Source organism: Thermodesulfobacteriota bacterium (genome assembly GCA_040758155.1).
In the GTDB taxonomy this organism is placed as follows: Bacteria; Desulfobacterota; Deferrimicrobia; order Deferrimicrobiales; family Deferrimicrobiaceae; genus UBA2219.
This window is the reverse complement of record JBFLWB010000086.1, coordinates 1-3,666: the sequence shown is the minus strand read 5'-3', so window position 1 is coordinate 3,666 and position 3,666 is coordinate 1. Positions and strand designations below refer to the sequence as shown.

Genomic DNA, 3,666 nt, shown 5'->3' with positions numbered 1-3,666 from the left:
CTCGCTTCCAGGGAAGCGACGGCGACCTCGACCTGCTCCATCGCGGAACGGAAATCGGCCGCGGAGATCCCTTCCCCTCCCGGAAGGTTGCTCTCTCCCGCGAGAGAGAAATCGAAACGGAACCTCAATCCCCCGCTCATGGATCCTCCTTTCGGTCTCCCTTCAGCCCCCCACCGGTGCCTTGTCCGCCTGGAAACGGAACCTCGGCTCCATCGCCTTCAGGCGGTCGACGATCCCCCCGTATTCCAGCTCGCTGTACGGAAGCATCGCCGGCCCGAAGAACCCCTGCCGCCGCAGCTCCTCGGATTTCGCGGACGCCTTCGAGCGGACGTGGTCCCAATACGGGTGGGCGAAGACGTCGGCGGGCTCGGTGAAGCGGCCATCCTTCATGGAGAGGGCCATGCAGGAAACGATCGGCGGCCCGTCGAAGAAGGAAGTCCCGGTGTTCTGCGGGACGGGCATCAGCGCCCCGTGGTGGCTTCCCCTCATGAACCCCGCGACGAAATGGGCGATGCCGAAGGGGGCGAGAACCTCGCCCGTCGCCGGGAAGTTCCCCTGCGTCCGGACGAGCATCACCGGGTCGTCCTTGCCCGTGTACTTCCCCGCGATGTTGTGCAGCCGGGTGGTGCTGACCGAGACCGCGATCTCCCCCGTGGCGCGCGACCGCACGGACTCGACCACGAACCGCTCCTGGTCCCGCAGGAGCGCCGCGATGTCGTACAGGTCCTCGGGGGCGTCCAGGTCGATCACGCGGTCCCCCTCCGTGTTCATGACATCCATGATTCGGAAGGTGAATCCTTTACCGACCTTCGGGGAAAGGATCAGCCCCGAGGAGACCATGGGGTCCGCGAAGCCGAGGTAGCACGGCAGGTTGTACGCCCCCGGGTCGGTCTTGTCCGCCGCGAAGAGGAGGAACGGCTCGCTGGGCCGCTCCTCGAACTCCATCTCGGCCACGGCAGGACCCATCCCCTTCACGTTTCCCGAGAAGGCGTCCTTCAGCAGGTCCTGCCCCGCGCCGTAAAGCCCCTGCCGCTTCGCCGCCGCGGTCCCCGCGAGGAAGGCGTCCCATGCGAGCTTGTGGACTTCGGCGTCTCCCGTTCCCCGCTTGTGGGACATCAGGATGGCGATATCGTCCCCGGTGAAGCCGACGAGGAAATCGATCAGGAGGTTCCCCGCCCCTCCCGTCACGTGGTTCCGGACCGTTTCGACGAGCGCCGCGCTCGGCCGGATGTGGCCGCCGATCGACCCGATGTCCGCCTTGATCACCGATAGCGTCACCTTCATGGGGACCTCCTTCCTCCCAGGCAATCTCGAGGGTTTATTGCCGCCGGTACCAGTCGACGAAACGTACGATGCCCTCCCGGATCGGGGTGCGCGGATCGTACCCGATCTCCGACTTCGCCCGCGCGATGTCCGCGAACGTGATCGGCACGTCCCCCGGCTGTGGAGGAACGAAGCGGCGCTGAGCCGGCCGGCCGCACGCCTTCTCCAGCAGCGACACCAGTTCGGACAGGGAGATCGTTTCGGATTCCCCCAGGTTGTAGACGCGGTACCCGGGCGGCGCATCGAGCGCCCCGAGCACCCCGGAGACGATGTCGTCGATATAGGTGTAGTCCCTGCGGGACGACCCGTCCCCGTAGAGGTCGACCTCCTTCCCTTCGAGGATGCGGCGCGTGAACTTGCGGATGGCCATCTCGGGGCGCTGCCGCGGGCCGTACACCGTGAAAAAGCGCAGCGCGGCGATGTTCATGCCGTAAAGGTGGCAGTACGTGTGGCACAGAAGCTCCCCGGCCTTCTTCGTCGCCGCGTACGGGCTCACCGGGTGGTCCACGAAGTCGTCCTCCGAGAAGGGGACCTTCGTGTTTCCCCCGTAGACGGACGAGGAGGATGCGAACAGGATCCTCCGGACGCCGCGCTCCCGGGCCCACTCGAGCACCCGGATCGTCCCGGCGACGTTCACGTCCGCATAGCCCGCAGGATCGGCCACCGAGGGGCGGACGCCCGCCTTCGCCGCGAAGTGCAGGACCGCGTCCGGCCGTACGCCGCCACCCCAGCCCGCGAGGGCTTCCCCGTCCCGGATATCCCCTTCCAGGAGGGAGAACCCCGGCCTTTCCCTGAGAACGGAAGCGTTCATCTCCTTGAGAGCGCGGTCGTAGAATGGATCGAAATTGTCGAGGCCGAAGACCCGGTCGCCGCGGGAGAGCAGCGCCTCCGCCGCGTGTGATCCGATGAAGCCTGCGACTCCGGTGACGAACACATTGAGGGACATGCCTCAATACTACCGCAGAACCGGAACCGCTTGACAGGGTTCCGCGCCGCGGAAAACAATATGCGCTCCACATCCGCCGCGGGAGGCCGACCATGTTCGATAAAGCGCTGGAGGGAAACCGCGAAGCCATCTACGCGATCCTCGGCTCCGCCCCTCCGTCGAAGAACGCCCTCTCCCCGTCGCTGGGCTCGGCGTTCATGGTCGCGCCGGGGTTGCTCGTCACCTCCGCCCGCTGCCTGCGCGACGACATGAAACCGGACAATCCGCCGATAGAAGGGCTCCGCGTGATCCGCGCCCCCGACATCGGGAAGAAGGCGGAACCGGTCACGGTCGTGGCCGCAAACGAAAGGAAGGACCTCGCCCTCCTCCGGATCGATTCCCCCCGCTCCTCCACCTGCCTCCGGCTGCTCGACCGGCAGGTCCCGCTCGGAACGCATTGCGGCACGGCGGGGTTCCCCCGGATCGCGATCGATCACGCCCCCTCGTCCGCCGTCTCCCTCATCGAGCTGTTCCAGGGAGCGGACATCTCTTCCTACGTGAGCACTACCGGAACGGACGGCCATCCCGAATCCAGGTACGAGACGGACGGCTCTCTGTACGGCGACCCCTCGGGAAGCCCCGGCTTCGTGGAATCCGGGGAGGTGTTCGGCATGTTCCACATCCCCGCCGCCCCCTCTCCCCCCGATGTCTCCGTCTGGGTGCCATCGATGGTCATCCTCGCGTTTCTGAACGCGAATGCGATCAGGGTCTGACGACCCAACAATGGTCTGGATTCTCCGTGACCGGTCGCATATAATCCTGGGACGGCTTGAGGTCGAACGGCGGCATAGCCAAGTGGTAAGGCAGAGGACTGCAAATCCTTTATCCCCCGGTTCGAATCCGGGTGCCGCCTCCATTTTTCACAAAGCGCAGAACCGGCAGAACCGGGACGTTCCTTAGAACTTCCGCAAAAGTGGGACAGAGATCCAGAGAGAGAAACCCTGAACCGAAGAAATGGAGGGCGCAAAGAACCAGGACGTTCATGAGAAGCCCTACAAATACTGCCTGTCAGCCTTCTCACGAACGTCCCGGTTCTTTACCCCCATCACCCTGCATCTCTGTCCCTGTTCTGCGGAAGTTCTCAGGAACGTCCCGGTTCTTACGTTTTTCCTTTCGCCCGGGTGGCGGAATTGGCAGACGCACGGGACTTAAAATCCCGAGGCCCTTAAAGCCGTGTGGGTTCGATTCCCACCCCGGGCACCACCCATTTCTTTCGGTATGGTGGTTCCTCCGCGGTGGGAATCGAACCCAAGGCGCCGCCGACCGACCAGGGAGGAAAAGCGGCCATGGATGGCCGGGAGCGGCCCCGGGCACCACTATACCGTTTCCACTTCCACCCTCGGCAGCCGCACAGTGAA

4 protein-coding genes and 2 tRNA genes are annotated in these 3,666 nt (G+C 65.0%); 3 read left to right on the top strand and 3 right to left on the bottom strand.

Features of this window, described 5'->3' with window-relative positions; translation table 11 throughout:
- Nucleotides 1-162: 162 nt before the first annotated feature.
- Both fbp and AB1346_05085 read right to left on the bottom strand, forming a co-directional pair.
- Nucleotides 163-1,284: a fructose-1,6-bisphosphate aldolase/phosphatase gene (gene fbp, locus AB1346_05090; protein MEW6719802.1), complete on the bottom strand. Its 1,122-nt coding sequence runs from the start codon at nucleotides 1,282-1,284 to the stop codon at nucleotides 163-165.
- A gap of 34 nt (nucleotides 1,285-1,318) precedes the next feature.
- Nucleotides 1,319-2,269 (bottom strand): NAD-dependent epimerase/dehydratase family protein, encoded by a 951-nt coding sequence (locus AB1346_05085; GenBank protein ID MEW6719801.1) that lies wholly within the window; start codon nucleotides 2,267-2,269, stop codon nucleotides 1,319-1,321.
- A 92-nt stretch (nucleotides 2,270-2,361) separates the two neighbouring features.
- Between AB1346_05085 and AB1346_05080 the strand changes: the two genes are divergently transcribed.
- Both AB1346_05080 and AB1346_05075 read left to right on the top strand, forming a co-directional pair.
- Entirely contained in the window at nucleotides 2,362-3,021 is a 660-nt protein-coding gene (locus AB1346_05080) for a serine protease (GenBank protein ID MEW6719800.1), read from the top strand.
- Nucleotides 3,022-3,089: 68 nt separating this feature from the next.
- A tRNA-Cys gene (locus AB1346_05075) sits at nucleotides 3,090-3,164 on the top strand.
- Here AB1346_05075 and AB1346_05070 read toward each other — a convergent pair.
- On the bottom strand, nucleotides 3,131-3,292 hold the full coding sequence (locus AB1346_05070; GenBank protein MEW6719799.1) for a hypothetical protein: 162 nt from the start codon (nucleotides 3,290-3,292) through the stop codon (nucleotides 3,131-3,133). The genes AB1346_05075 and AB1346_05070 overlap by 34 nt on opposite strands.
- Before the next feature lie 131 nt (nucleotides 3,293-3,423).
- Between AB1346_05070 and AB1346_05065 the strand changes: the two genes are divergently transcribed.
- Nucleotides 3,424-3,511: transfer RNA gene (locus tag AB1346_05065), tRNA-Leu, on the top strand.
- Nucleotides 3,512-3,666: the final 155 nt, after the last annotated feature.

What these genes read in the sequence shown, in the direction of transcription:
- fbp (MEW6719802.1), bottom strand. Translation starts at nt 1,284, where the DNA reads ATGAAGGTGACGCTATCGGTGATCAAGGCGGACATCGGGTCGATCGGC.
- AB1346_05085 (MEW6719801.1), bottom strand. Translation starts at nt 2,269, where the DNA reads ATGTCCCTCAATGTGTTCGTCACCGGAGTCGCAGGCTTCATCGGATCA.
- AB1346_05070 (MEW6719799.1), bottom strand. Translation starts at nt 3,292, where the DNA reads ATGAACGTCCTGGTTCTTTGCGCCCTCCATTTCTTCGGTTCAGGGTTT.
- AB1346_05080 (MEW6719800.1), top strand. Translation starts at nt 2,362, where the DNA reads ATGTTCGATAAAGCGCTGGAGGGAAACCGCGAAGCCATCTACGCGATC.